The organism is Halomonas elongata DSM 2581 (genome assembly GCF_000196875.2).
GTDB lineage: Bacteria > Pseudomonadota > Gammaproteobacteria > Pseudomonadales > Halomonadaceae > Halomonas > Halomonas elongata.
In genome coordinates, this window is sequence record NC_014532.2 from 2,723,136 (window position 1) to 2,749,312 (window position 26,177).

General features: G+C 65.0%; 20 protein-coding genes. 12 read left to right on the forward strand and 8 right to left on the reverse strand.

Annotation, left to right across the window (positions count from 1 at the left end; genetic code table 11):
- Positions 1–63 precede the first annotated feature (63 nt).
- Complete coding sequence (locus tag HELO_RS12765; protein WP_013333066.1) at positions 64–1,857, reverse strand: ABC transporter ATP-binding protein; 1,794 nt, start codon at positions 1,855–1,857, stop codon at positions 64–66.
- A 125-nt stretch (positions 1,858–1,982) separates the two neighbouring features.
- Entirely contained in the window at positions 1,983–2,594 is a 612-nt protein-coding gene (locus HELO_RS12770; RefSeq protein ID WP_013333067.1) for a superoxide dismutase, read from the reverse strand.
- Positions 2,595–2,827: 233 nt separating this feature from the next.
- Between HELO_RS12770 and HELO_RS12775 the strand changes: the two genes are divergently transcribed.
- From HELO_RS12775 to HELO_RS12790, 4 genes are read left to right on the forward strand one after another with little or no spacing between them, the layout of a single operon-like run.
- The gene (locus tag HELO_RS12775; protein ID WP_013333068.1) at positions 2,828–3,595 is read left to right on the forward strand and encodes an ATP-binding cassette domain-containing protein; all 768 of its coding nucleotides are present in this window, start codon (positions 2,828–2,830) and stop codon (positions 3,593–3,595) included.
- A 17-nt stretch (positions 3,596–3,612) separates the two neighbouring features.
- Positions 3,613–4,527 carry an iron-siderophore ABC transporter substrate-binding protein gene (locus tag HELO_RS12780; protein WP_013333069.1) on the forward strand — a complete coding sequence of 305 codons (915 nt, stop codon included), beginning with the start codon at positions 3,613–3,615 and terminating at the stop codon, positions 4,525–4,527.
- Positions 4,517–6,502 carry a Fe(3+)-hydroxamate ABC transporter permease FhuB gene (gene fhuB, locus HELO_RS12785; RefSeq protein WP_013333070.1) on the forward strand — a complete coding sequence of 662 codons (1,986 nt, stop codon included), beginning with the start codon at positions 4,517–4,519 and terminating at the stop codon, positions 6,500–6,502. Before HELO_RS12780 ends, fhuB begins: the two co-directional genes overlap by 11 nt.
- A gap of 35 nt (positions 6,503–6,537) precedes the next feature.
- Positions 6,538–8,901 carry a molybdopterin-dependent oxidoreductase gene (locus HELO_RS12790; RefSeq protein WP_013333071.1) on the forward strand — a complete coding sequence of 788 codons (2,364 nt, stop codon included), beginning with the start codon at positions 6,538–6,540 and terminating at the stop codon, positions 8,899–8,901.
- A gap of 6 nt (positions 8,902–8,907) precedes the next feature.
- On the opposite strand, the gene HELO_RS12795 is transcribed toward HELO_RS12790, so the two are convergent.
- The gene (locus HELO_RS12795; RefSeq protein ID WP_013333072.1) at positions 8,908–10,977 is read right to left on the reverse strand and encodes a TonB-dependent siderophore receptor; all 2,070 of its coding nucleotides are present in this window, start codon (positions 10,975–10,977) and stop codon (positions 8,908–8,910) included.
- A gap of 247 nt (positions 10,978–11,224) precedes the next feature.
- On the opposite strand from HELO_RS12795, the gene HELO_RS12800 reads away from it, so the two are divergent.
- The 3 genes from HELO_RS12800 to HELO_RS12810 all read left to right on the forward strand — a co-directional run bounded on the left by HELO_RS12800 (position 11,225) and on the right by HELO_RS12810 (position 14,266).
- Complete coding sequence (locus tag HELO_RS12800; RefSeq protein WP_013333073.1) at positions 11,225–11,902, forward strand: DUF1007 family protein; 678 nt, start codon at positions 11,225–11,227, stop codon at positions 11,900–11,902.
- Positions 11,903–11,950: 48 nt separating this feature from the next.
- The gene (locus HELO_RS12805) at positions 11,951–12,937 is read left to right on the forward strand and encodes a nickel/cobalt transporter (RefSeq protein ID WP_013333074.1); all 987 of its coding nucleotides are present in this window, start codon (positions 11,951–11,953) and stop codon (positions 12,935–12,937) included.
- Positions 12,938–13,021: 84 nt separating this feature from the next.
- Entirely contained in the window at positions 13,022–14,266 is a 1,245-nt protein-coding gene (locus tag HELO_RS12810; protein ID WP_013333075.1) for an NRAMP family divalent metal transporter, read from the forward strand.
- A gap of 176 nt (positions 14,267–14,442) precedes the next feature.
- Here HELO_RS12810 and HELO_RS12815 read toward each other — a convergent pair whose 3' ends face one another.
- The 4 genes from HELO_RS12815 to HELO_RS12830 all read right to left on the reverse strand — a co-directional run bounded on the left by HELO_RS12815 (position 14,443) and on the right by HELO_RS12830 (position 17,599).
- On the reverse strand, positions 14,443–15,699 hold the full coding sequence (locus tag HELO_RS12815; protein ID WP_013333076.1) for a multidrug effflux MFS transporter: 1,257 nt from the start codon (positions 15,697–15,699) through the stop codon (positions 14,443–14,445).
- The gene (locus HELO_RS12820) at positions 15,692–16,297 is read right to left on the reverse strand and encodes a TetR/AcrR family transcriptional regulator (RefSeq protein WP_013333077.1); all 606 of its coding nucleotides are present in this window, start codon (positions 16,295–16,297) and stop codon (positions 15,692–15,694) included. The genes HELO_RS12815 and HELO_RS12820 overlap by 8 nt, the downstream gene beginning before the upstream one ends.
- A 194-nt stretch (positions 16,298–16,491) precedes the next feature.
- Entirely contained in the window at positions 16,492–16,959 is a 468-nt protein-coding gene (locus tag HELO_RS12825) for a nuclear transport factor 2 family protein (protein WP_013333078.1), read from the reverse strand.
- Between the two features lie 28 nt (positions 16,960–16,987).
- On the reverse strand, positions 16,988–17,599 hold the full coding sequence (locus HELO_RS12830; protein WP_013333079.1) for an NAD(P)-dependent oxidoreductase: 612 nt from the start codon (positions 17,597–17,599) through the stop codon (positions 16,988–16,990).
- A gap of 151 nt (positions 17,600–17,750) precedes the next feature.
- Here HELO_RS12830 and HELO_RS12835 point away from each other — a divergent pair, with 151 nt between their 5' ends.
- Complete coding sequence (locus HELO_RS12835; protein WP_013333080.1) at positions 17,751–18,134, forward strand: winged helix-turn-helix transcriptional regulator; 384 nt, start codon at positions 17,751–17,753, stop codon at positions 18,132–18,134.
- Between the two features lie 35 nt (positions 18,135–18,169).
- Here HELO_RS12835 and HELO_RS12840 read toward each other — a convergent pair whose 3' ends face one another.
- Positions 18,170–19,831 (reverse strand): multidrug ABC transporter permease/ATP-binding protein, encoded by a 1,662-nt coding sequence (locus HELO_RS12840; protein ID WP_041602133.1) that lies wholly within the window; start codon positions 19,829–19,831, stop codon positions 18,170–18,172.
- Positions 19,832–20,293: 462 nt separating this feature from the next.
- On the opposite strand from HELO_RS12840, the gene HELO_RS12845 reads away from it, so the two are divergent.
- The 4 genes from HELO_RS12845 (at position 20,294) to HELO_RS12860 (ending at position 26,175) form a co-directional block, all read left to right on the forward strand.
- A complete protein-coding gene (locus HELO_RS12845; protein WP_013333082.1) occupies positions 20,294–22,459 on the forward strand; it encodes a TonB-dependent receptor in 2,166 nt (721 codons plus the stop codon).
- 220 nt (positions 22,460–22,679) lie between these two features.
- Positions 22,680–24,161: a DHA2 family efflux MFS transporter permease subunit gene (locus tag HELO_RS12850; protein WP_013333083.1), complete on the forward strand. Its 1,482-nt coding sequence runs from the start codon at positions 22,680–22,682 to the stop codon at positions 24,159–24,161.
- Positions 24,158–25,183 carry an ABC transporter substrate-binding protein gene (locus tag HELO_RS12855; RefSeq protein WP_013333084.1) on the forward strand — a complete coding sequence of 342 codons (1,026 nt, stop codon included), beginning with the start codon at positions 24,158–24,160 and terminating at the stop codon, positions 25,181–25,183. Before HELO_RS12850 ends, HELO_RS12855 begins: the two co-directional genes overlap by 4 nt.
- Complete coding sequence (locus tag HELO_RS12860; protein WP_013333085.1) at positions 25,177–26,175, forward strand: FecCD family ABC transporter permease; 999 nt, start codon at positions 25,177–25,179, stop codon at positions 26,173–26,175. Before HELO_RS12855 ends, HELO_RS12860 begins: the two co-directional genes overlap by 7 nt.
- Positions 26,176–26,177: the final 2 nt, after the last annotated feature.

The following is a 26,177-nucleotide window of genomic DNA, read 5'->3' on the forward strand; positions in this document are numbered from 1 at the left end:
ACCCTCCCTGGGCGTTACCGCCCCCCGAACGTGTTCGCCCCGATGCACGCGACCGCGCTCGCGTCAGGCCGACAGCGCCGCCCCGATCTCGCCGGTCTGCACCCGCCACTGGGCGGCATAGCGCCCCTCCTGCGCCAGCAGCTCGTCATGACATCCACGCTCGACGACGCGCCCGGCCTCGATCACCGCGATCTGGTCGGCATGCACGATGGTCGAGAGCCGATGGGCGATCATGATCACCGTGCGACCGTGGCCGATCCGCGCCAGCGAACGTTGGATCGCCGCCTCGGTCTCGTTGTCCACGGCACTGGTCGCCTCGTCCAGCACCAGGATCGGCGGATCCTTGAGCAACGCCCGGGCCAGCGACAACCGCTGGCGCTGCCCCCCGGAAAGCCGCACGCCGCGTTCGCCGACCGGCGTATCGAGCCCTTGCGGCAAGGTCTGGATGAAGCCCCAGGCCTCGGCGGTGCGCGCCGCCTTGATCACCTCGTCCTCGCTGGCCTCGGGGCGGCCGTAGGCGATGTTGTCGCGCACCGAGCCCTCGAAGAGATAGACATCCTGGCTGACCAGGCCGATGGCCTCGCGCAACGAGGCCAGGGTAAGCGACTCGACCGGCTGGTCGTCGATCAGCACCCGGCCCTCGGCCGGATCGTGGAAGCGCAGCAGCAGCTTGATCAGCGTCGACTTGCCCGACCCGGTGGCCCCCACCAGCGCCAGGGTATGACCGGATGGCACCTCGAGGTCGACAGCCTCGACACCGGCACCGGACTCGGCATATCGAAAGCTCACCCCGTCGAAACGCACCGCACCGCGCACCGGTCGCGCCAGCTCGGTACCGCCGGCGTCATGCACCTGGATCGGCGTGGCCAGCAGATCGAGGATGCGCCGGGTACTGGCCATGGCCCGCTCGAACAGGTCGATCACCTGGGCCAGCCCGGTCAGCGGCCACAGCAGCCGCTGGGTCAGGAACACCAGCACGCCGTAGGCGCCGACATTGAGGTCGCCACGCAGGGCCATCATGCCGCCCACCGTGAAGGTCGCCAGGAAGCCGGTGAGGATCGCCATGCGGATCACCGGGATGAAGGCCGAACTGATGCGGATCGCACGCCGATTGGCGTCCACGTAGGCCTCGCTGGCCCGACGCAGGCGTTCGGCCTCGCGCGCCTCGGCGGTGAAGCTCTTGATGGTGGCGATGCCCGCCAGGTTGTTGGACAAGCGACTGGCCAGCTCGCCGACCCGCTCGCGCACCTCGGCGTACAGCGGCCCGGCCTTGCGCTGGAAGAAGAAGGCACCCCACACGATCAGCGGAATCGGCGTGAAGGCCAACAGCGCGATCAGCGGCGACAACACGAAGAACACTGCCCCCACCGCCACCACGGTGACGACGACCTGGACCATGGAATTGGCGCCACCGTCCAGGAACCGCTCGAGCTGGTTGACGTCGTCGTTCATGATCGCCACCAGGCGCCCCGAACTCTGCGACTCGAAGAACCCCATGTCGAGACGCTGCACGTGCTCGTAGGCATCCTGGCGCAACTCGGCCTGCAAGCGCTGGGCCAGGTTGCGCCACAGGATCTGGTAGAGATACTCGAACAGCGACTCGCCGGCCCAGATCAGGAAGGTCAGCACGCCGAGCACCAGAATCTGCTCCCGAGCCGAGGTGAAACCCAGCCCGGCAACGAAGCTGTCTTCCTGATTGACCACCACGTCGATGGCCACCCCGATGAGAATCTCCGGGGCGATATCGAATAGCTTGTTGATCACCGAGCAGACCGTGGCGGCGACGATGTGCCGCCGATGCCCTCGGGCATAACGCAAAAGGCGGCCCAGGGCCTGGAAACTACTCCGGCTCGACATGCATGGCTCTCCTTGATGGCATGGGGGCGAATCGACGTAACGAAAAACGCCAGGGCCGGCGCAATGCCGACCCTGGCGAATCTGCTGTCACCACGCCCGGCAAGGGCGCGGGTTCAGGCGATGCCTCAGGCAGTGGCGGCCTGGTAACGACGCTCGACTTCGTCCCAGTCGACCACGTTGAAGAAGGCCGCGATGTAATCGGGACGCTTGTTCTGATACTTCAGGTAATAAGCGTGCTCCCACACGTCCAGGCCCAGCACCGGGGTGTTGCCGTGCATCAGCGGGCTGTCCTGGTTCAGGGTGTTCTCGACCACCAGCTTGCCTTGCGGGTCGACACTGAGCCAGGCCCAGCCGCTGCCGAAGCGACCCAGGGCCGCCTTGGTGAAGGCATCCTTGAAGGCGTCGAAACCGCCCAGCTCGCTGTCGATGGCCTCGGCCACCTTGCCCTTGGGCTGACCGCCGCCCTGCGGCGACATCATCTGCCAGAACATGGAGTGATTGGAGTGGCCGCCGCCGTTGTTGATCACGGCCTGACGCTTGTCGTCGGGCACGCGATCGAGATTGGCGACCAGCTCGTCCACCGGCACTTCCTCGAGGCCAGTGCCCTCGAGTGCGGCATTCAGATTATTGACATAAGTCTGATGGTGCCGCGTGTGGTGGATCTCCATGGTCAGAGCATCGATATGGGGTTCCAGGGCATCGTACTGGTACGCAATCTCGGGCAGTGAATGCGGCATGATGAAGCATCCTCCTCGTTGATGAATGGTCGCGGGACCGCGACTCGGCGCATACAAGAGTATGGCAAATCAGGATCCTAGACACTAACGCAAAATGATTATCAATTTTCCATAGAATTTCTTCATCGACCTCATTGGACGAATATTGATAACCATTCTTATCTGCTTTAGGCTAGCCAGGCGCGAGGCGGTCGACGACGCTCTCACGCTCCCCAAGAGATGTGGAGTCCATCATGTTCGAAGTCAAGGCCGCGACCTTCGAGGTCAACGGCAGCCGACTGTTGCACCCCACCGACCTGAGCTTCCGCGAGGGCCAGGTCTACGGGCTGATTGGCCACAATGGCTCCGGCAAGTCGACCCTGCTCAAGCTGCTGGCCCAGCAGCAGCCCGCCAGTTGCGGCGAGGTGCGCTTCGATGATCGCCCCCTGTCCCATTGGGGGAACCGGGAATTCGCCCGTCAGGTCGCCTATCTGCCCCAGCACCTGCCCGGTGCCGAGAACCTGACCGGCCGCGAATTGATCGGCTTCGGCCGCTACCCCTGGCACGGACTGCTCGGACGGCACACCCGCGAGGACCGTGACCAGGTCGAGCGTGCCATCGAACTCACCCACACCCAGGCATTCGCCGACCGCCTCGTCGACACACTCTCCGGCGGCGAGCGCCAGCGCGTCTGGCTGGCCATGCTGCTGGCCCAGGGCAGTCGTTTCCTGCTGCTCGACGAGCCCCTGGCGGCGCTGGATATCGCCCATCAGGTCGAGGTCCTGGCACTGGTGCGCCAGCTGTGTCGCGAGCTCGGCCTGGGCGTGGTCATCGTGCTGCATGACGTCAACATGGCCGCCCGTTACTGCGATCACCTGGTGGCACTGCACAGTGGCCGAATACTTGCCCAGGGCAGCCCCGGGGAGATGATGGACGATGCCACCCTGGAGGCCATCTACGGCATTCCCATGCGTGTCATGCCCCACCCCGCCGGGCAGCATCCCATCGCCGTCGTTCATTGAACCCAAGCCATGCCTTCATGACCGAGAGACCCGGCCCAACACTCCGCATTCCGGCACCCCGTCGCGCCGCCTCGCGCTGGCTGGCTGCCCTGCTGACCCTCTGCTGCCTGGTCGGCGCATCGACTGCCCTGGCCGCCGATCCGCCGCGCATCGCGACCCTCGACTGGACCCTGGCCGAGACCCTTCAGGCACTGGGTACGCCGCCCGAAGCGGTCGCCCAGGTCGATGCCTATCATGCCTGGGTCGGCGAGCCCCACCTGCCCGGTAGCGTGACCGACCTCGGCCTGCGTACCCAGCCCAATCTCGAGCTACTGTCGGATCTCGCCCCCGACCAGATCCTGATCTCGCCGATGTTCGCCAACCTGAAACCACGCCTGTCGCGCATCGCGCCGGTGCAGAACTTCACGCTCTACACGCCCGGGCGTGACACCTGGCAGGAAATGCGCGAACTGACACACGGCGTCGCTGAACTCGTGGGTCGCCCCGAGGCCGCCGACCGGCTGATCGAAAGCACCGAGGCACGCATCGACGAGCTGCGTCGACAACTGCCCGATGACGTTCCGCCGCTGCTGGTCGTCCAGTTCATGGACGCGCGCCACGTTCGCGTTTTCGGTGACAACGGTCTGTATCAGGCGGTGCTGGAACGCCTCGGCCTCGACAATGCCTGGCCCGGCAAGACGAACGCCTGGGGCTTCTCGCTGACCGGCATCGAGGCACTGGCGAATCTCGACGCCCGCCTGGTGGTGGTCGAGCCCTACCCCGCCGGCGTCCACGAGACGCTCGAGAAAAGCGGGCTCTGGCAGGGGCTGATTCGCGATAGCCGAGGCGAGCCTCTGGTACTGCCGCCGGTCTGGAGCTTCGGCGCTCTGCCCTCGGCACAGCGCTTCGCCGAGCAACTCACCGCCGCGCTGGAGTCGCCTCATGCTCGCTAGGCCAGCCTTCCGCCTGACCCCGGGCGTCGCCTGCATCCTGCTCTGCCTGGCCCTCGTGGCGCTGGCCTCGACGAGCCTGAACGATGGCGCGGGGCTCACCGCCGGTCTGCAGGCCCTGTTCGGCAGCGCCAATCCCACGATGGACACCCTGGTGCTGCATTTCAGCTGGTGGCCGCGGCTGGTCATGTCGCTGCTGGCCGGCGGCGGCCTGGCGCTGGCCGGCGTGCTGATGCAGCAGGTATTGCGCAATCCGCTGGCGGCGCCCACCACCCTGGGCGTGGCCAGCGGCGCCAACCTGGCACTGATGACCGCTACCCTGTTGGCCCCCGGACTGCTGGGGCTGGGGCGCGAATGGGTCGCGCTGGTCGGCGGCGGGCTGGCCATGGCGCTGGTGTTCGCCCTGGCCTGGCGACGCGGGCTGGCCCCGGTGGTCGTGGTGCTCGGCGGTCTGGTGGTCAACCTCTACCTGGGGGCGCTGGGCATCGTGCTGCTGCTCTTCCATCAGGAGGAACTCAAGGGGTTGCTGATCTGGGGCGCCGGCTCGCTGGCCCAGAACGACTGGAGCGGCGCGGCCTTCCTGGCGCCCCGTCTGGCCATCGGCGCCCTGGCGGCCTGGTTGCTGCTGCGCCCCCTGGCGGTGCTCGAACTCGACGACGCCAGCGCCCGCAGCCTGGGCGTCTCGCTGCGTGCCCTGCGACTGGCCGGCCTCGGCCTGGCGGTCTTCCTCACCGGCTGCGTGGTCAGCGTGGTCGGCGTGATCGGCTTCATCGGCCTGGCCGCCCCCAATATCGTCCGCCTGGCCGGCGCTCGTCGTCTCGGCCAGCGCCTGCTCTGGTCGACGCTACTGGGTGCCCTGCTGCTGGCCACCACCGACCAGTTGCTCCAGCGTTTCACCGGCCAGGTATCGGGCCTGATCCCCACCGGCGCCGTCACCGCCGCCCTGGGCGCGCCCCTGTTGATCTGGCTGATTCCACGCCTGAAACTGCGTGGCGACCAGCCTCCCGGTACGGCCTCCGCGCCGGCCGGCCGCCACCCCGCGCCCAATCGCCTGGCGGGCGGGCTGGTTCTGGGATTGCTCGGCGTGACGCTGGTAGCGCTGCTCGTCGGCCAGACCGCCAACGGCTGGTCCTGGCTCTCGCCCGGCAACTGGGAGGTACTGCAGTGGCGGCTGCCCCGGGTCCTCGCCTCGGCCGGCTGCGGCGTGATGCTGGCACTGGCCGGCACCCTGATCCAGCGCGTTACCGCCAACCCCATGGCCAGCCCCGAGGTACTGGGCATCAGCGGGGGCAGCGCCATCGCCCTGATCCTGGCCATCTTCCTGCTGCCCGCGCCCGACAACCTGACGCTGGTCGGCGTGGGTACCCTGGGGGCATTGGCCAGTCTCGGCGTGCTGCTCCTGATCAACGGTCGCAGCGGCCTGTTGCCCGAGCGACTGCTGTTGACCGGGGTGGCGATCACCGCCGCCTTCGACGCCGTACGCGCCATCGTGCTGGCCGGCGGCGACCCGCGCGGCCAGCAGGTCATCGCCTGGCTGTCGGGCTCCACCTACTACGTCGACCTGACCAGCGCCCTGATCGTCGTCGCGCTGGCCCTGGTGCTCGGTCTGATGACCGGCCCGCTGGCCCGCTGGCTGGATATCCTGCCGCTGGGCGCCGCCACCTCCCGGGCACTGGGCATCGGCCTGAAGCGCTCTCGCCTGGTGCTGTTGCTGCTGGTCGCCCTGCTCACCGCCGCTGCCACCCTGGTGGTCGGTCCGCTTTCCTTCGTCGGCCTGCTCGCCCCGCACCTGGCCCGCCTGCTGGGTTTCTCCCGGGCAAGCATGCATCTGCTGGGCGCGGCCCTGGCCGGCGCCCTGTTGATGGTGCTGGCCGACTGGGTGGGACGCCAGTTACTGTTCCCGCAGGAGATTCCCGCCGGCATCGTCGCCTCCCTGCTGGGCGGGGCCTATTTCATGTGGGGGCTGCGCCGGCTCTAGTTACCGGGGCAACCGAGGTGGACGGAGGCCATGCCATGACAACGGAAGATATCCGATATCACAGCAGCCATTGGGGCACCTTTTCGGCCCGGCATCGCAATGGCACGCTGGAAATCACGCCGTTCGCCAAGGATCCCGATCCCTCCCCCGTTCTCGATAACATTCCTGCCGCGTTGAACCACCCGGCACGCTTGAGCAAGCCCCTGATACGTCGTGGATGGCTGGAAAACGGCCCGGGCCCGGACAGGCGTCGGGGCGAGGATGACTTCGTCGAAGTCGAGTGGGACGAGGCCCTCGACCTGGCGGCGAAGGAACTCAGGCGACTGGGTGCCGGGCCCGAGCAGTGCCAGGATGGCCCTGTCGCCGGCGCCCAGGTTTTCGGTGGTTCCTATGGCTGGGCCTCGGCCGGTCGCTTTCATCATGTCCAGAGCCAAATCCACCGCTTTCTGAATTCCGTCTTCGGCGGTTACGTCGGCTCGGTCGACAGCTATTCATCGGCGGCTGGGGGCGTCATCCTGGACCTCGTCTGGGGCAACCCGCTGAACCACCCTCCCAGTTGGCGAGAGATCGCGGAAGATACCGAACTGCTGATCGCCTTTGGCGGCCTGGCCCTGCGCAACCATTCTTCCAGCCCCGGCGGCACGAGCCAGCACGTTGCCCGGTCGGCACTCGAAGCCGCCTCCGCCCGGGGCTGTCAATTCGTCTCGGTCAGCCCGCTGCGCGACGATTTCGCCGACCTGCCCGAGGTCACCCGCCTGGCCCCGCGTCCGGCGACCGACGTCGCCCTCATGCTGGGGATGGCCTGGCATCTGCATGCCAGCGGCCGGGTCGACCACGACTATCTGGCCCGATACACCCGAGGCTATGAACATTTTGAGGCCTACCTGACAGGCAGGGCCGATGGTATTGCGAAAACCCCGGAATGGGCAGCGGAGATCTGCGACCTGCCTGCCGGGCAGATCGTCGACCTGGCCGAACGCGCCGCCAGCAAGCGCACCCATATCACCGTTGCCTACTCGCTGCAGCGCTCGCGCTACGGCGAAGAGCCGATCTGGATGGCCCTGACACTGTCCGCGATGCTCGGCCAGTACCCAAGCCCCGGCGCCGGTTTCTCCTACGGGCTCGCCTCGATCGGCAACCTGGGCAAGCCGCCTCTGGATGTGCCGCTGCCTGTCCTGCCGCAGGGTCGCAATCGGGTGGATGACGTCATCCCGGTAGCGCGCATCGCCGAGCTATTGCTGAATCCGGGCGAGCCCTACACCTACAAGGGTGAAACGCGCCACTACGCGGACATTCGGCTGGTCTACTGGGCGGGCGGCAATCCCTTCCATCATCATCAGGACCTGGAAAAACTGCGCGAGGGCTTCACCAGGCCGGACACGGTCATCATCCACGAAAGCGTCTCCACCGCCTCCACTCGCTACGCCGACATCATCTTTCCGGCCACGCTGAGCGCGGAACGCGAAGACATCGGTGCCAGCAGCCGCGATCCTTTCATGGTCCCGATGCAACAATTGGCGCCGCCACGCCACGAGGCCCGCGATGACTACGCCATCTTCACCGAGCTGGCCACCAGGCTGGATTGCCAGGAGTCCTTCACCGAGGGGCGAACCAGCCGGGAATGGCTGCGCCATATGTACGAGCCCACCCGGCGGGCACTGAGCCAACGTGGCCTGCCGGCCCCCGATTTCGATGAGTTCATGCAAGGTGAGCCGCTTGAGCTGCCGGTTGCACCGGCCCAGGGGCGCATGACGCGCTTCCACGAGGATCCGGATGCCAACCCTCTGGACACCCCCAGCGGCAAGCTCGAGATCTGGTCGGACATCGTCGCGAGCAGCGACTTGCCGGGGCATCCCGCCTGGATCGAACCGGAAGAGTGGCTCGGCGGAAAACTCGCCCGCACCCATCGTTTCCAGTTGGTGGCCAACCAGCCGAAAGGACGCCTGCACAGTCAGTTGGATTTTGGCGCGACCAGCATGTCACTCAAGCAGGATGGCCGGGAGTGCGCCCGCCTGAATCCACAGGATGCCGCACGCATGGGCATTCAGGATGGCGATGTCATCCGCTTGTGGAACCAGCGGGGCGCAACCCTTGCCGCAGCGCGCATCAGCGACGACCTGCCGCCCAGCATCGTCCAGCTCTCCACGGGCGCCTGGTATGCACCACGGAATCTCCAGGGCTCGGGCATGACCTGCGTCAACGGCAACCCGAACATCCTGACATCGGATATCGGCGCATCCGGGCTCAGCCAGGGCTGCGCCGGACAACTGACCCTGGTCTCGATCGCCAGGTGGGACGCGCCGCTACCCGATGCTGTCCCCCACGAGGCGATGCTCGAGATTGCCCGTCGGCGCCCCCGTGAAGCATCGCCGGACGTTACTCCGTCCGGCGATGCGTGATGCCTCCTACCAACGATAGCTCAGGCTGCCGATGACACTGCGCGATTCGCCGTAGTAGCACCAGAAGTCGCAACTGGCCACATACTCCTTGTCGGTCAGGTTGTTGACGTTGACCTGGGCACGCCAGTGATCGGCGAAGTCGTAGCTGGCCATGGCATCGACCAGGGTGTAATCCGGCACCGTGATGTCGCCATCGACGCTCTCGCCGACATAGCGTACCCCGCCACCAAGCTTGAGCCCTCGCAGGGCACCCTGCTGGAAGCCGTAATCCAACCAGGCCGAGGCCTGATGACGCGGGATCAAGGCGGCACGATTATCGTCGGCGTCACGGGCATCGGTGTAGGTGTAGGACGCCGTGAGCTGGAGTTGATCGGTCAGATACCCCACGCTTTCGATCTCCAGGCCCGTGGCACTGCGTTCGCCGGCCTGAGCCTGATAGCCAGCCGGGGTGGTTTGGAAGGAATTGGACTCCTCGATGTCGAACACCGCCGCGCTGACATAGCCATCCCAGGAGAGCGGCGCGTACTTGATGCCGGCTTCCCACTGTTTGCCTTCGATTTCCTCGAAGATCGCGCCGTCCACATTGGTCTCGGCCTGCGGGCTGAACGACTCGGTATAGCTCAGGTAAGGGCTGATCCCATTGTCAGCCAGATACATCACACCGCCGGAATAGGAAGTGTGCGACTGGGTCTCATCGACGGTGACATCGAGGGACTGATTGGTATTTTCCACATCGGCACTGTCGTGACGAACGCTACCCAGCAGCACCCAACGATCATCGATGCGCAACTGATCCTGCACATAGATGCCAAGCTGCTGCTTGTCGATCTGTCGACCGAAGAGCTGGCTCCGATCCACCGGCGTGATGGAGGTATCGGGATCGAAGATATCGACGGTGTCATAGGTGAAGTCGTCGAATTCCTTGCCGTCGAGGCTCAGTTCCTGATAGTCGACCCCGAACAGCAAGGTGTTTTCCGTGCGTTCGGTGTACCACTTGCCGATCATGCGGTTGTCGACCGTCAGGTTGTCGATCTCCCCATCGCGCTGCAGATGCCCACGATAGGCCGTGCGGCCATCGCCGGTGGCGAAATCCATGTAGGTGCTGCGCAGATCCAGATCGAGATGGCTGTAGCGGAAGTTCTGTTCGAACTTCCAGGTGTCATCAAGCCGATGGCTCAGCTCATAGCCGAGGCTCACCTGGGTGCGCTCGTCCTTGTCGTAGTCCGGCGCCCCATAGTTGGTCTCGGGGTCGACCTTGCCGAAAGGCGTATCCTGAATCGTGCCATAGGCCAGCTTGAAGGGGTTTTCCGGGACACCGTCGTCCTTCTGGATACTGGCCAGCAGGGTCAGCTCGGTGTCATCCGAGATGTCCCACTCAAGGCTCGGCGCGAAGTAGTAGCGCTCGTTGTCGGTACCGTCCAGGTCACCATCGCGCTCCTTGTAGAGCCCGACCATGCGGTAGCGGACATCGCCGCTCTCGGTGACCGGCCCAGAAGTGTCGAAGGCCAGTTGACGATGCTGCCGATTGCCGGCCTGGATGTTGATTTCACCGCGTGGCTCGGCCGTCGGTCGCTTGCTGACGGCGTTGATCAGGCCACCCGAAGGCGCCTCGCCGTAGAGGATCGACGCCGGCCCCTTGAACACATCGACGCTTGCCAGACCATAGGGCTCCGGCGTCCACTCGTAATACCCCGGATCGAACAGGCGCAGGCCGTTCATGTAGGTTGCCTGATCGAAGCCGCGCACCTTGAACCAGTCGGTATTGTTATCCGCGCCATAATGCCCCGACAGCACACCGGCGCGATAACGGAAGCTCTCGTCGAGGCTCTGGACATTGCGCTCGTCCAGTTCCTCCCGCTGCACGCTGGATACCGAGCGCGGCGTCTCGGCAAGCGGCACCGCCACCTTCAAGGCCGTGGCGGTAACCACCACAGTCTCGGACTCGACGCCATCATCCTGAGCCAGGGCACTCATCGGCAACCCCAGCAGTGCGCCGGACAAGGACAGTCCCAGCGCACGCCGAACGGCAATCGCCATCGGTGAGCGGGATGGAGCGGAAGAACGTGAATGTGGCATCGGCAGGCCTCGGTGGTAAGAATGGCAGCACAAGAGTGACATCGTGCCGATATCGACGACATTCGGCACACGGATGTAGATGATAATTATTGTTACCTAGATTCACAATTATTGCCACATTCCACCACCGGTTCGATATCCCCACATCGCGAGCCCGATGGCCGGCACGGCGAGGAAATGATGATGCGGCGATGGGACAGAGACGCATTCCTTGCTACGCTCATTTTCTTTTCAAGGGTGCTGGTCAATGCAACGCATCATGATGGGCGCCGGGATTCGGCGCCTGGGGCTTGGAATGGCCCTGCTCCTGCTGCCCTCGATGGTCTCGGCACACCCGCATGTATGGGCGGACCTCAGCGTGAAGGTGATCCTCGATGATCAGGGCCGCGTCGAGGCATTGCGTCAGCGCTGGCGACTCGACCCCTTCTACAGTCTGGTGCTGATGGAGGAATTGAAGGCGGCCGAGGGAGACGCCCCCATGGAGGCCCGCCTCGACCAGTTGGGCTCGGAGATTCACGACAACCTGGCACCCCGGGGCTACTTCACCGAAATAACCCACGACGGCGAGCCGGTCGAGACGGACGACGTCAGGGAGTACACCACCATGGCCCACAATGACCGGGTGGAGTTCATGTTCCTGCTGCCCCTGGCCCATCCCCTGGCACTGGGCGAAGCCCCTCTGCGTTACCGGATCTATGATCCGAGCTACTACATCGAGATGGTCCACGAGGTCAACGACGACCAGACGCCCCGGGCGGATGCCCTGGTGGTGACGGGAGCCGAGTGTACGACCCGCATCATCGCCGCCGATCCCGATCCGGAGCAGGTCGCCAAGGCCTCCCGCCTGGACCGCACCGACGAAGCCCCGGATGGCCTGGGCCGCTTCTTCGCCGAAACGGGAGAAGTGCAATGTACGTCGCCATGATGCCCGACCAAGAACCCCACCGTTCCACCGCAACCTGGAGACGATACGATGCGCGACGCCTCCGATAAGCCGCCACGCTTCTCCGGATGGTGGATCGGAGCCCTGCTGCTGGCCGCGCTTCTCTGGCTACTGTGGCAGTATGGCCAGCCTCTCGGCCTGCAACTGGTGGCCTGGCAGCGCGATCTGCATCGCGCCCTGACCCTCTCGATCAGCGAGCTTTCGGGAGCGCCCTCTCCACAGACCTGGAGCCTGCTGCTCGCCCTCAGCTTCGGCTACGGCGTTTTCCATGCCGCCGGTCCCGGCCACGGCAAGGCAGTGCTCAGCACCTACCTGCTCACCCAGGGCGGGGCCCTGCGACGCGCTCTCACCCTCTCGTGCGCGGCCGCCCTGCTGCAGGCGCTGGTGGCGATTGCGCTGGTAGCAGTACTGGTACACGGTCTTGGCTGGTTGACGCGCCAGGCCCTTGGCTCGGTGGTCTGGGTCGAACGCGCCAGCTACCTGACGATCAGCCTGCTGGGTGCCTGGCTGTGCTGGCGGGCCATCCGGCAACTGCGCCACGCCCATCACCACCATGCCACTCATGACCACTCATCATGCGATTGCGCCCATCACATCACCCCGAATCAGGCAACCGACTGGCGCACCGCCCTGCTCACGGTGATCTCCATCGGCATTCGCCCCTGTAGCGGTGCCGTTCTGCTGGTGGGAGCCGCCTCGCTGCTCGACCATTTCTGGGTCGGCGTGCTGGCGGCCTTGACCATGGCGGCCGGCACCGCACTGACGGTTTCGACCCTCGCCCTGGCCAGCGTCACGGCGCGAGGCTGGGCGGAACGCCGCCTGGCCCGGCAATCCCGTTCCGGGCACCTCCAGCGGCGACTCGGCTGGGCTGCCCTGGCCGGCGGCCTGCTCATCCTGCTGCTGGGCATCGGTCTGCTCCTGGTCGACGGAACGAGCGACCGGGGCTCACTGCCCCTGCTGGAGACACCGCATGCAGGGTCACAAACGGCCACGCCGCGTTCGCCTCTGGGCGGCTGATCCGCGAACAATATCTCGCGATCCATGATGCGGCGCGGCTGACCGCTGCCAATACCAAGTCCTCCCTCACCCTGGAGAACTGCCATGAGCAAACCCGACACCGCGGCACCGGCCAGAGACTTCGGCAAGGCGCGACGCTCCTCGCTGATCGCCGCGATCTTCCTGATGGCCACATCGGCGACGGGACCGGGCTTCATTACCCAGACGGCCACTTTCACCGCGACACTGGGTGCGGCATTCGCCTTCGGCATTCTCGTCTCGATCCTCATCGACTTCGTGGTGCAACTGAATATCTGGAACATCGTCGCCATCACCCGCATGCGCGCCTCGGACTTGGCCAATGCCGCGGTGCCCGGCAGCGGCTATCTGCTTGCCGTACTGGTGATCTTCGGTGGCCTGGTGTTCAACGTCGGCAACATCGCCGGGGCGGGTCTCGGGCTCAACGCCTTGCTGGGGCTCGACGTCAAGCTGGGCGGCGCACTGAGTGCCATGATCGCCATCGGCATCTTTCTGTCCCGCCGTGCCGGCATGGCACTGGATCGCCTGATCGTGGCACTCGGCATCCTGATGATGGGATTGGTGGTGTTCGTCGCCTTCGCCTCCCAGCCACCGGTGGGTGAGGCGCTGCGCCAGACGGTGCTGCCGGATACGCTCAACTTCGCGGCCATCACCACCATCGTCGGCGGCACGGTCGGCGGTTACATCACCTACGCCGGTGCGCACCGCATCCTCGACCAGGGGCTGGGCGGCGCCGAGAACGTCGCCAGCGTCACCAAGGGCGCCCTCAGTGGCATCCTGGTCACGAGCATCATGCGCTTCATTCTGTTTCTCGCGGTGCTCGGCGTCGTCGCCAGCGGCGTGACCATCGACATTTCCAGCCATGCCGCCAATCCGGCCGCCCAGGCCTTCCAGGCCGCGGCCGGTGAATTCGGCCTGCGCGCCTTCGGGCTGATCCTGTGGGCTGCGGGCATTACCAGCGTGATCGGCGCAGCCTACACCTCGGTGTCATTCGCGCCGGTCTTCAAGCGCGACCTCTCCGATGCCGGCCGCAATCGCATCACCGTCATTTTCATTGCCATCTCCCTGGCGGTCTTCCTGTTGCTGGGCACACCGCCCGCCGCCCTGCTGGTCTTCGCCGGTGGCTTCAACGGCCTGATCCTGCCGCTAGGTTTGACCATCTTCATGTATGTGGGCTGGTGCCGCCGGGACCTGATGGACCACTATGCCTACCCACGCTGGCTGCTGGTGCTCGGCTCGATCACCTGCCTGCTGACCTGGTACATGGGCATCGAGTCCATCGGCCCCATCTTTGCCTTCCTGAGCGCCTGAGGGGCAACGACCACACCGCACCCGGGCTTTCAACGAACGGAGTCCTCGCGATATATAGAGGAAACGATTTCATTGCACGTGCTCGAGCAGCAGGTACGTGATTCGCCCATCCCTCCTCGCCTGATACGCCGAGGCATCTCGGCGTCGAACAACGAGGAAACTGGCGGCAACCGATGTTAATCGACGGCGCCAGCACCGGACGGGTCTCCCGACACCTCGTCACAGGCCCCGGGCTCAGCGATGGCACCTGCGAGCCGACAGAGCGCAATGGCAGCCAGGCCACACAAGGCCAGCACCAGGGGCATGACATGAGGCCCTTGCACGACCAGGCTGGCGAGGTAGCCCACCATGGCTGCTACCAGGTAGTGCAGGGTGCCCATCAGGGCCGATGCCACGCCGGCCCTGACGCCGCCGGCGTTCATGGTCAGCGCCGTCAGGTTGCCGAACACCAGGCCGAGCGCGCCGATCGCCACGGCCAGCAGGGCGGCATAGGCCTCGAGGGTGGCCATGCCCGTCATCACGGCCAGGAACAGCAGCGTACCGGCCAGGGCATGCAGGCCGAGCCCGATGAAGGTGATCCGCGCGGGCGTCATGCCGCCCGCAGCCAGCTTGTTGGCCAGGGTGCCGCCGATGATCAGCCCCACCGAGTTGGCGGCGAACAGATAGCTGAAGTGGGTCGGCGTCATGCCGAAATGCTCGGTGAACACGAAGGCAGCGGCACTGATGTAGGTAAACAGCGACCCCAGCACGAAGCCGCCGGCCAGCGTATAGGCCATGAAGACTCGGCGGCGTGATTGGGCAAGATAGCCGCGCATCACGCTGCCGGCGTTCAACGGAGTGCGCCGCTCCGGGGCCAGAGATTCGGGGATGGCCACCAGGCTCCACACCAGGCCGATACCGCCGAACGCCGCCAGCACCCAGAAGATACCGCGCCAGCCACCATGCTCGAGCAGGAAGCCGCCCATCATGGGCGCCAGCACCGGCGCGACCATCATCACCTGCATCAGCAGCGAAAAGATCCTGGCAGAGCTTTTCACGTCGCAGAGGTCGGCCACGATCGCGCGCGGTGCCACCAGGCCGGCGGCCGCACCGATGGCCTGGGCGAAGCGGGCGACCAGCAGCCACTCGAGGGTCGGCGCCAGCGCCGCGCCCACCGAGCCCGCCACGAAGATCACCAGCCCCACCATGAGCGGCATCCGGCGCCCGAAGCGCTCCAGTAGCGGGCCATACAGGCACTGCCCCAGTGCCAGTCCGGCCAGGAACACGGACAGCGTCTGCTGGACGCTGCCGGCCGAGACACCGTAGGTCTGCGCGATCATCGGCATGCCGGGCAGGTACATGTCGATGGCCATGGCATCGAGTGCCGTCAGCAGGGCGAGCAGCACCACCAAGGCCATGCCCACGGTGCCCGGACGCGTCGTCGCTTCAGTCATGGCGCGCTCCAGCTACGAGACGTTCGATACTTTCGTTCATGAGACGCTCCAGAGCATCGACGCGCGCCTCGAAGCGCTCCTGGCCGATATAGATCAGCGCCACGTGCAGGCTGTCGACCAGTCCCATGTAGGCATGGCCCATGACCTCGGCGTCCTGATCGGCGAGCCCCCCTCCGACGTGGCGACGCAGCGCCGCTGTAAAATCCATCAACAGCTGCTGCATGTAACCTTCATAGCCCTCTTGCAGCTCATGAAAGAGCGACTCGGGAGGGATATAGGAAGTGCGCAGTAAAAAGCGGAAATGGTCGGAGTCGGCATAGCGGGCCAGCAAGGACTCGCAGTAACGGAGTCCCGGCAAAGTGGGCTCGGGCGCTTCGAAGCACTCATGAGCAAAACGTGCTTCGACCTCCAGGGCGTCTTCGAAGACCGCCAGAAACAGCTCATCCTTGCTTTTTACATGCGAATAAAGCGATGCCTTTCGAATGCCGGCATCGGCCGCGATGCGGGACAGCGAGGCCCCCTCATAGCCATGCCGGGCGAACTGCACGACGGCGGCATTGAGTACCCGTCGCAGCGCAGGCGTCGTGGTGGATGACATCACGTTGCTCCAGTAAATCCAGGCCTTGATGACGCTCGCCTGAGGGGCTCTTGGCGTCGGGGTGGTATCCTAACCCAAAAAGGCTACCGACCGGTAGGTAGTTTTTGTGTTCATCAAAAAATGGCCTTTCCGCCCGTCGGCCAGCCGGTCACGCTCGATACGATCGTGACCGGCGCCTTGCGACATTATTCTTTTCAAAACATGGTGTTGTCGTTGGCAGAATCTTCCGGCACCGGCTGGATCACGTCCCAGTGCTCGACGATCTTGCCCTCCTCGACGCGGAAGATATCGACCACGGCCTCGCCGCGATCCTCATCGCCGTTGGTCGAGTGGACGTGCAGCCAGACCAGGTCACCATCGGCGGCACTGCGCACGATCTCGCTTTGGTAGTCGGGGTTTTCCTTGAAGTAGCCGGCAAAGTAATCCACGAAGGGCGCCTTGCCGTCAGGCACTCCCGGATTGTGCTGAATGTAGTCCTGCGCCAGCACGCGTGAGCTCTGCTCGGTCTCGTGCTCGTTGAAGAACTGATTGTAGAACTCGGTGACCAGCGCCCGATTGGCCTCTTCGGTCTTTACGTCACGCTCGGGTTGAGCAAAGGACGTGACAGGCATGGCGAGTAACAGCGCGGCGGTGGCCACGCTCAGGGATTTCAGGGCCGACATGGGAATACTCCAGTGTTGGTTGAGTCGATCAATAGCCGACGGTGAAGCGCTGGCGCGAATGGGCGGGCGTTTCCAGCTCATCCACCATCGCGATGGCATAGTCTTCGAAAGAGATGCTGGAGCCGGCATCATGGGTCAGCAGCTGGTCCTGCCCGAGACGAAACTTTCCGGTACGCTCGCCGGGCACGAACTCGGCCGAGGGAGACAGGAACGTCCAGTCGAGATCATCGACGCCGCGCAAAAAGTCCAGAAACTCGCCACCGGCATGCGCTTCGGGCTTGTAGGCGTCGGGGAAGCCCGGCTGGTCGATGACCTTCTCGCCGGGCGCCACTTCAAGGCTGCCGGCCCCGCCCACCACCAGATAGCGTGCCACGCCGGCATCACGCACGGCTCCCACCAGCGTTCCGACATCGCTTGCCGTGAAGGGTACGGCGCTGATAACGGCGTCGTGTCCCTTGAGCAGTGCTGCCAATGCCTGCCGGTCGTTGGCATCGCCCTGCTTCGGCGTGACGCCGGACAAGGGGGCAATCCTGTCCGTATTGCGAGCAATGGCGGTCACCTGATGCCCCCGATCGGACAGTTCGGCGAGAATACGCGAGCCTGCATCGCCCGACGCCCCGATAAGCGCAACTTTTGCCATTAGGAATCTCCTTGAGTTCATTTCTGACACATGGTCTACAAGGCAGACCATGGGATAAACTTATGGGAGTTCCTGTAATGGCACAAGAAGTCATCTTCACCTGACACGGTCACCTCAATGTGACCACTGAACGACCATCCATGGAGAGATCATGACGACCAAGCCTGACGGCGAAGAGGTGATTTTCGAACAGCCCTGTCCGATTCGCGACGTACTCGACCGCATCGGCAACCAGTGGAGCCTGCTGATTCTGGAAGCCCTGGCGCCCGGCACCCTGCGCTTCAATGCTCTGATGCGCGAGATCGGTGACATCTCGAAGCAGATGCTCTCCCGTACGCTCAAGCAGCTGGAACAGGATGGCTTCATCACGCGTACGCTCTACCCCGAGGTTCCCCCGCGGGTGGAATACACGCTGACCCCGCTGGGGCATTCCTTTCTCGAGCCGATGCAGCGGCTCGTGAACTGGGCGGATACCCATCACCACGCCATCGTGGCCGCTCGGGCCCGGTATCAAGCCGAGAACGATCAGGCCTGATAGCAGCGGGTACAGTTCTCGGCTTACCCCACCGTTCAGACGCTATCGAGGCTTCCCACCGCATCCTGGCTGGCCCGCTGGCGCTGCTGGCCGGTCAGTTCACGGAGCTGGCCATCGCGCATCTCGAGCAGGCGATCGGCGTGACCGAAGTAGACATCGTCGTGACTGACGGCCAGCACCGTCTTGCCCAGTTCGCGAAGCCGAGGCAGCAAGGCCTGGTAGAAGGTGCGGCGGAACTGTGGATCCTGGTCGGCGGCCCACTCGTCCAGCAGCAGGAAATCACGCTGCTCGGCCACGGCCAGCAACAGCGCCAGGCGCTTGCGCTGTCCCTGGGAGAGTTGCGGGTTGGTGACGCGATCGCCGTCGAAATGCAGCTTTTCCTCCATGGCCAGCCGCTCCAGCCAATCCTCCACCAGGTCGGGATCGGGCGACGCACCCTCCCGCCCTATCAGGCGATCGAAGAGATGGAAGTCGGTGAATACCGCCGAAAAGCTGCTGCGGTAGGCCTCCCACTGATCCGGCTCGAGCGGGTGGCCATCGAGCAGGATCTGACCGTCATGGGGACGATAGAGCCCGGTCAACAAGCGGGCCAGGGTCGACTTTCCGCTGCCGTTGCCTCCGATCAGGAACACCTGCTCGCCGCGTTTCAGGGTCAGGTCGATGGGCCCGACCGCGAAGCCCCGGCCCTGCTCGCCGTCAGCGTAGCGGAAGGTCACGCCGCGCAGTTCCAGGGTCTGCCAGTCCGACAGGGGCTCTCCGCTGGCGAAGGCCTCCCGGTAATCGGCCAGTTGCAGGCTTTCGAGCTTGTCGAAGGCGACCTGGGCGCCCAACAGGGTCGGCAACGCGCCCACCGCCTGGATCAGGGGCGTGCGTAGAAACAGCAGCGTCAGGGAATAGGTCGCCGCCACATTGGTGTTGGCCCAGCCGAGCCCGTTGGCCAGGAAGAACGCCAGGCCGATGGCCCCCAGCATCATGATGTTGGACCAGTTGACGGCGCTCAGGTGGAAGGTGTCGGAGCGGATGATGTGGTGGCGATACTCGCGGGCATTGCGGGTGTAGACCTCGTCGAACAGCCGGCGCGCACGATCACGGTTGAGCGCGAGTTCCTTGCGCCCTTCGATCACCGCCGCGTAATCCTGATAGAGGCGATCCTCGGTCTCACGCACCCGCCCGAGATGCCGATAGACCCGTGAGACCAGCAGCCAGCCGACGATCACGGTCACCGCCACCCAGACAGCGGTGACCGCCAGCATGCCGGGCGACAGCCAGGCCAGGTACAGGGCCGACCCCAGCGTCAGGATCACGCCCTGCACCAGTTCGGGCAAGCGCACGAAGGCAATGGTGATCTGGCGCACATCGCTGGAGAGACTGGCCATGAGGTTGGCGCCGCCCAGCCGCTCGACACGCTCGATGTCGGTATCGAGGATCCGCTTGATCAGCCGGCCGCGCAGCCGGTAGACGAAATGGTGCCCCAGGGTGGTCAGAGCCAGCTGCGCCCCGAGGGTGATGCCCAGCAACAGCACGATCAGCCCGATGAACTGCGGCAGCACCACCAGCGGGTCGCCATGGGCCTCGATCAACCGTCGGTTGATGAAGGCGATGACGCCGATCCCCAGGCCGGCGCTCGCCAGGCTGAGCGCCATGACGGCGATGAACGGCCAGCGGTAGTGGCGAAAGACGACGCGCAAGAGTTCCACGGGCGATCCTCGTCGGGACAATGGCGGGGCATTGTGGCGCATTGTCTCGGCAAGTCAACGGCGCCCCGGCGGTCTGGCATACCAGATTCGCCACTGAAGACAGTCAATCATTTGCACAAGAAAATGCAAAACATTATCATTCGCCCCGCGTATCGGGTAACGCAACGCTGCGTACTGCCCAGCACAACAACCACCGATAATTTTTGCCCTGAGGGGAGCGCTGATTTATATCGCGAGCGATGAGAGGCTGGTCGTCGCCGGAACGTGACACCGAGTGAAGCGACAAACATCCGAAGGATGGCCCCGTAGGGGTGAGGAACCAAAGGTTCCGAATAAACCGGAGTTTACGTTTCTGTAAATGAGGATTCGACCGGGCTCGCGCACGAGTACCGCCGTCGGCCAGGATATCGAGCGCAGCAATAAATCAGTGTTTCCCTGGATCGATCAAGGAACGCTTGCCGTATGTCCATCACCTCCCAGCCTCGTCCAGCGCGACTGCGACTGCTCCTGCTGTGTACCGCCCTGCCCGCTTCCGCTGTCGCCCAGACAACCACGAGCGATGCCAACGCGCCGTCGGGCGCCGATGACCTCTCCCCGGTGGTCGTCACTGCAACCCGCAACAAGAGCGTCGCAGGCAAGACCCCACAGAAGGTCACCATCATCACCCGCGAGCAGATCGAGCAGCAGCTGGCGATCACCCAGGACCCCAGCCAGGTACTCAGCAACCTGGTTCCTTCCTACTCGCCCAGCCGCCAGAAGCTCAACAATACCGGCGAGACCTTCCGCGGCCGCTCGGTGCTGTTCATGATCGACGGCGTGCCCCAGTCCAACCCTCTGCGCGATGGCGGGCGGGACAGTTACGCCATCGATCTCTCCATGGTCGAGCGCATCGAGGTCATCCATGGCGCCAGCGCCGAGCATGGCCTGGGTGCCACCGGTGGCATCATCAATTACGTGACCAAAGGCTCCGAGGGCGCCGGCGTCCATCAGCATGCCGGCATCAGCCTGACCAGCGATGATGACTTCAAGTCGGACGGCCTCGGTCACAAGCTGAATTACCGGCTCAGCGGCCAGCAAGGCGACTGGGACTATCAGTTTGCCGCCAGCCGCGAGGAACGCGGCGTCTTCTACGACGGCAACGACGAAATCGTCGGCATGGCCTACCACGGTGAAATCCAGAACTCCACCAGCTACGACCTGATGGCCAAGGCGGGGTACTGGTTCGACGACAACCAGAACCTCGAGTTCTCCCTCAACCATTTCGACCTCGATATCGGCGACGACTATGTGCCGGTGTCCGGCGATCGTGACGCCGGCATACCGACCACGGCTCGCAAGGGCAGCCCCGATAGCGACCCGGGCTACAACGAGGTCACCACCGCCCGGCTGTCGTACTCCCACGCCGACTGGCTGGGCAACGATGTCGACGCCCAGCTCTATACCCAGCGCTTCCGCGCCCAGTTCGGTGCCACCGGCCTCGGCTCCTTTCCCTACCAGGATGACGCCGGCAACACCCTTTATGACTACACGCGCAACGAGTCCGACAAGGTTGGCGCCAAATTCACCCTGAGCCGCGACGGCCTGCTGGATGACCGCCTGACCCTGACCACCGGCCTCGACCTGCTGCAGGACGAGACCCAGCAGGTTCTGGTGGAAACCAACCGCAACTATGTGCCCGAGAGCCAGTTCCGCAATTATGCGGCCTTCCTGCAGGGCGACTACGACCTGACCGAGGCGCTGAGCCTGCATGCCGGGGTCCGTCAGGAGCATGCCAAGCTGAACGTCGACGACTACTCGACCGTGGATCGCAGCACCAGCGTCGAGAACGACCTGGTCTCGGTGAACGGCGGCTCCCCCAGCTTCGACGAGACGCTGTTCAACGCCGGCATCGTCTATCAGGCCACCGACTGGGCCCAGCTCTACGCCAACTATTCCGAGGGCTTCGGCATGCCCGACGTGGGCCGGGTGCTGCGAGGCGTCAGCACGCCTGGCCAGGACGTCGACACCCTGATCGATCTTTCGCCCATCGTCACCGACAACCGCGAGATCGGCGCACGCTTCAACTGGGATCGCTACGGGCTCGAACTGAGCTACTACGAGTCGAATTCCGACCTCGGCCAGCGCATCCAGCCCGATGCCCAGGGCAACTATCGCGTCCAGCGGGAGAAGACCGAGATCCAGGGCATCGAGATCACCGGCGAGGCCCGGTTGAACGATGCCCACGACCTGCGCCTCTCCTATACCCATGCCGAGGGCAAGTCCGACACCGACGGCGATGGCAGCGTCGATACCAAGCTGACGGGCCGCGACCTGGCGCCGGATACCCTGAAGCTGGCCTGGAGCGCGTCCTGGAACGACAAGCTGTCCACTCACCTGCAGTACAGCCGCTACTTCGACCGCAGCTTCGACGATCCGGCGATCGAGTTCGACGGCTATGGCCTGCTCGATGCTTCGCTGGCCTATCGGCTGCCGGTGGGCCGCGCCAGCCTGGGCATCGAAAACCTCACCGACGAGGACTACTTCACCTACTACTCGCAGTCATTCCCCCAGTCGTCCGCGCTCGAAGATGATCTGTACTTCAAGGGCCGGGGGCGCACCCTCACCCTGAGCTACCAGCTCGATTTCTAAGACGACCTTCCCATTGATCTAGCTTGTTGAGCGGTGCCCTTCGGCACCGCTTTTTTTGGCTCCTGGCATGCCGGTCATCGAGGGAAGGTTCACCCTTCCACGCAATTGATAATGTTTTGCATTTGACTTTTCGCCATGTCATCATCCTGCCCCCATGACGCACGTAACAGCGGCGTTCCGTCAGGCCAACGCCGTCTGTGTTCCCGCTGAGTGAGAGTCCATGCCGAATGCCCCCGGGCATGGCGGAAAGGTACTGGTCAGTGTGCTGCTGGGAACCTTTACCGTCAGCCTCAACAACAGTGCCTTGAACCTGGCGGTGGCCGATCTGATGGCAACCTTCGAGGCCAGTGCCACGGATGTCAGCTGGGTGGTAACCCTGTTCATGATCACCATGGGCATGACCATGCCGCTCACCGGCTACCTGGCCGACCGTTTCGGCCGCAGACGCATCTACCTGCTCGGCCTGTGGGGCTTTCTGGCCGGCTCCGCGCTCGGCGCCCTGGCACAGAGCCTGGCCGGCATCATTTTTGCCCGCGGGCTGCAGGGCGTGGCCGCAGGGCTGATGATTCCCTTGTCCTTGTCATTGATCTTCTCGGCCTACCCCGCCGACCAGCGGGGTCGCGCCAGCGGAATCTGGGGATTCGCGGTGATGATCGCCCCGGCCATCGGCCCGAGCGTCGGCGGGCTGTTGCTCGAGATCAGCCACTGGCGGGCGCTGTTCCTGATGAACATGCCATGCGCGCTGCTGGGGCTGCTGTGCAGCTATCGATACCTGCCGGCGGAAGCCGCCAACCGTCGGCGCCGGTTCGACCTGCCTGGCTTCGCGCTGATCACTCTGGGCATGGGCGCGATATTGTCCTCGCTCGGCCAGGTGGACACGCTGGCGGACCTTCTGGGCATGCGAACCCTGCTCCCGCTCACCGCCGGTCTTCTGGCACTGTTGCTCTTCGTGCGCGTCGAGCGAAGCGCCGACACCCCCCTGCTCGACCTTTCCCTGTTTTCCTACCCGGGATACCGCCTCAGCGTCATCCTGGCCTGCCTGCAGTCGATCATCCTGTTCGGCTGCATCCTGCTGGTGCCGCTGTGGATGCAGAATGCGCTGGGCTTCCGTCCGTTGACCACGGGGCTGGTGTTCCTGGCCACCGCGCTGGCCGCCTCCGCCTGCTCGCCCATCGCAGGACGCCTGATCGACCGCTATCCACCGCAATGGTGCATCGGTGCCGGACTGTTGATCACCATGGCCAGCCTGCTGGGGCTCGCCACTCTGACGGAGGCCACCCCGGTCTGGATGATCGGTACCTGGATGGGCCTGCGTGGCCTCGGCCTCGGCTGCGCCTATCTGCCCTCCACCACGGTGGGCATGCGGGACCTGCCCGAGTCACAGGTCGCCCAGGCCTCGGCCATGAACAACATGTCCCGGCGCCTGATCTCGTCGCTCGGCATCGTCGCGCTGTCCATTCACTACGACACGGCCGTGCAGGTTGCGCTGCAAGAGGGCGTTCCCTATACCGAGGCGAGCGCCACCGCCCTCCACCATGCCTTCCTGGCACTGGCGGCACTCGCCGTGCTCTGCCTGCCATTGAGCTGGCAGCTTGGTCGCGCCGTGACACGGCAAACGCCAGCGTCGACGGACAAGGCGTCATTCCCCATCCATACCCACGAGCATTCCCTGAAGACTGCATCCTCCAGGAGGCCGGAATGAAGACTCGCTCCCGGATCCAGTGCCTGTGGCAGACGCTATTGCTGGCCTCCCTCATGTCGCTGGGGACCAGCGCCGATGCCCGAGACGGGCACACCATCGCCAATGCCTTCGGCGACACCCGGATCCCCGATGCCCCGCAGCGCGTCGTCACCCTCTACCAGGGGGCGACGGACAGTGCGGTCGCGCTCGGCATCACGCCGGTCGGTGTCGTCGACTCCTGGCTGGAAAAACCCATGTATCGCTACCTGCGTGACGCCCTCGACGGCGTGGAGCACGTCGGCCTGGAAACCCAGCCCAACCTGGAGAAGGTCGCCTGGCTGGACCCGGACCTGATCGTGGCCACGCGTTTTCGGCACGAGCGGGTCCGACCGCTGCTGGAACGCATTGCGCCGACGATCGCCACCGGCAGCGTCTTCGACTTCAAGGCCACCCTGTCGCTGGTGGCCGAGGCCACGGGGCGGGAGTCCCGCGCCCGCGAACTGCTGCAGGCCTGGGACACTCGCGTGGCGGACTTTCGCCGCAAGATCGCCGATCGACTGGGCGACGATTGGCCGCAGAAGGCCGCCGTGGTGCGTTTCAAGAGCGATCATCTGCGTATCTATTCGACGGGATTCGCCGGCTCGATCCTCGATGAACTGGGCTTCGAACAGCCGGCATCCGTCCAGGACCAGGGCTGGGGAATGAAGCTGACCAGCGAGGAAAACATCCCGGTCATCAATGCCGACGTGATCTTCGTGTTGCTCGAACCGGACGACCCCGCCATCGCCCGGAACTACCGGCACTGGACGTCGCACCCCCTCTGGCAGCGACTGGATGCCGTGCAGAACAACCGCGTCTTCGAGGTGGACGCGGTGAACTGGATCATGGGCGGCGGCATCCTGGCCGCCAATGCCATGCTGGATGACCTCTACGCCCATTACCGGCTGGACAACCCCGGCGGGGCCGCAACACTCACCGCCGCCTGCTCCATGGATAGCACCGCGGGGCCCCGCGCCCGGGACGAGGAGCCCGACGCATGCTGAACCAGCGTGTTTCACGGATCGCGGGGCTGCTGCTGGGGCTGGTGCTGGTCGCGGCAGCCTTCACGGCCAGCGTCATGCTGGGCACCACGGAGATTGCCCCGCCGACCTTCGTCCAGGCGCTGATGCACTACGACCCCGCTCGGGTCGCGCATATCATCATCGTCACGGAACGCCTGCCACGCGCGGTCATCGCCGCCCTGGTCGGCGCCAGCCTGGCCATCGCCGGCGCCCTGATGCAGACCATGACCCGTAATCCCCTGGCCTCGCCGGGTATTCTGGGGATCAACGCCGGAGCCATGTTCTTCGTGGTCATCGCCGTCTCGCTACTGCCCCTCCACACGCCGGCCGAGTATGTCTGGGCGGCGCTGCTGGGAGCCCTGGTCGCGGCCTGTCTGGTGGTGATGCTGAGCCGCGGTCGCCAGGGCGAGCTGTCGCCGCTGCGGGTCGTTTTGGCGGGCGTGGCCATCACCGCCATGTTCGTCTCGTTCAGCCAGGGCCTGCTGATCATCGACCGCCAGAGCTTCGAGAGCGTGCTGTACTGGCTGGCCGGCTCTGTCTCCGGGCGCGAGCTGTCGCTGGTGGTGCCGCTGCTGCCGCTGTTCGGCGGCGCCCTGCTGCTTTGTGCGCTGCTCGTCCGCCACGCCAATGCCCTGCTGCTGGGCGACGACATGGCCGAGGGCCTGGGCATGCGTGCCGGCACCATCAAGCTGCTGCTCGGCCTGGTGGTGATCCTGCTCGCCGGCAGTTCGGTCGCACTGGCCGGCATGATCGGCTTCGTCGGGCTGATCGTGCCCCACATGGCCCGGGGGCTCTTCGGCGTCGACCACCGCTGGCTGCTGCCGGCCTGTGCCCTGCTGGGCGCCAGCCTGCTGCTGCTGGCCGATGTGGCCTCGCGCTTCCTGATGCCCCCGCAGGATGTACCGGTGGGCGTGATGACCGCCCTGATCGGCACGCCCTTTTTCATCTACCTGGCACGCAGGAAGCAGGCCTGACC

What these genes read in the sequence shown, in the direction of transcription:
- HELO_RS12845 (WP_013333082.1), top strand. Translation starts at nt 20,294, where the DNA reads ATGTCCATCACCTCCCAGCCTCGTCCAGCGCGACTGCGACTGCTCCTG.
- HELO_RS12780 (WP_013333069.1), top strand. Translation starts at nt 3,613, where the DNA reads ATGACCGAGAGACCCGGCCCAACACTCCGCATTCCGGCACCCCGTCGC.
- HELO_RS12805 (WP_013333074.1), top strand. Translation starts at nt 11,951, where the DNA reads ATGCGCGACGCCTCCGATAAGCCGCCACGCTTCTCCGGATGGTGGATC.
- HELO_RS12835 (WP_013333080.1), top strand. Translation starts at nt 17,751, where the DNA reads ATGACGACCAAGCCTGACGGCGAAGAGGTGATTTTCGAACAGCCCTGT.
- HELO_RS12810 (WP_013333075.1), top strand. Translation starts at nt 13,022, where the DNA reads ATGAGCAAACCCGACACCGCGGCACCGGCCAGAGACTTCGGCAAGGCG.
- HELO_RS12815 (WP_013333076.1), bottom strand. Translation starts at nt 15,699, where the DNA reads ATGACTGAAGCGACGACGCGTCCGGGCACCGTGGGCATGGCCTTGGTG.
- HELO_RS12770 (WP_013333067.1), bottom strand. Translation starts at nt 2,594, where the DNA reads ATGCCGCATTCACTGCCCGAGATTGCGTACCAGTACGATGCCCTGGAA.
- HELO_RS12790 (WP_013333071.1), top strand. Translation starts at nt 6,538, where the DNA reads ATGACAACGGAAGATATCCGATATCACAGCAGCCATTGGGGCACCTTT.
- HELO_RS12825 (WP_013333078.1), bottom strand. Translation starts at nt 16,959, where the DNA reads ATGTCGGCCCTGAAATCCCTGAGCGTGGCCACCGCCGCGCTGTTACTC.
- HELO_RS12795 (WP_013333072.1), bottom strand. Translation starts at nt 10,977, where the DNA reads ATGCCACATTCACGTTCTTCCGCTCCATCCCGCTCACCGATGGCGATT.
- fhuB (WP_013333070.1), top strand. Translation starts at nt 4,517, where the DNA reads ATGCTCGCTAGGCCAGCCTTCCGCCTGACCCCGGGCGTCGCCTGCATC.
- HELO_RS12850 (WP_013333083.1), top strand. Translation starts at nt 22,680, where the DNA reads ATGCCGAATGCCCCCGGGCATGGCGGAAAGGTACTGGTCAGTGTGCTG.
- HELO_RS12775 (WP_013333068.1), top strand. Translation starts at nt 2,828, where the DNA reads ATGTTCGAAGTCAAGGCCGCGACCTTCGAGGTCAACGGCAGCCGACTG.
- HELO_RS12765 (WP_013333066.1), bottom strand. Translation starts at nt 1,857, where the DNA reads ATGTCGAGCCGGAGTAGTTTCCAGGCCCTGGGCCGCCTTTTGCGTTAT.
- HELO_RS12830 (WP_013333079.1), bottom strand. Translation starts at nt 17,599, where the DNA reads ATGGCAAAAGTTGCGCTTATCGGGGCGTCGGGCGATGCAGGCTCGCGT.
- HELO_RS12855 (WP_013333084.1), top strand. Translation starts at nt 24,158, where the DNA reads ATGAAGACTCGCTCCCGGATCCAGTGCCTGTGGCAGACGCTATTGCTG.
- HELO_RS12820 (WP_013333077.1), bottom strand. Translation starts at nt 16,297, where the DNA reads ATGTCATCCACCACGACGCCTGCGCTGCGACGGGTACTCAATGCCGCC.
- HELO_RS12800 (WP_013333073.1), top strand. Translation starts at nt 11,225, where the DNA reads ATGCAACGCATCATGATGGGCGCCGGGATTCGGCGCCTGGGGCTTGGA.
- HELO_RS12860 (WP_013333085.1), top strand. Translation starts at nt 25,177, where the DNA reads ATGCTGAACCAGCGTGTTTCACGGATCGCGGGGCTGCTGCTGGGGCTG.